Here is a 357-nt window from a genome sequence, read left to right as displayed (position 1 = left end):
CCATCGCCGAGGCCTCCTCCCAGCTCGTCGCCTACGGCTACTACACGCCGGTGATCGTCCTGTTCGATGAAGCGCAGGCTCGGCTTCAGGAAAAGTGCGAGGCGATCCGCCGTCTCATCCAGGCCGAGGGGTTTGGGGCGCGCATTGAAACGCTGAATGCGACCGACGCCTTCCTTGGAAGCCTGCCCGGCGTCTCCTACGCCAATATCCGGGAGCCGTTGATCAACACGTGCAATCTTGCCGACCTCATCCCGTTGAACTCGGTCTGGTCGGGCAGCCCGGTGGCGCCTTGCCCTTTCTATCCGCCCGGCTCGCCACCGCTCGTGCAGGTCGCGAGCGGGAGCACACCGTTCCGCC

The 357-nt window shown here is 65.3% G+C and carries 1 pseudogene; it reads left to right on the top strand.

Features of this window, described 5'->3' with window-relative positions:
• Positions 1-357, top strand: a pseudogene (locus EOC06_RS38670) (conjugal transfer protein TrbE); the annotation flags it as partial.

The sequence above is a fragment of the Mesorhizobium sp. M7A.F.Ca.MR.362.00.0.0 genome, from assembly GCF_004023175.1.
GTDB lineage: Bacteria > Pseudomonadota > Alphaproteobacteria > Rhizobiales > Rhizobiaceae > Mesorhizobium.
This window is presented reverse-complemented; position numbering and strand designations above follow the sequence as displayed.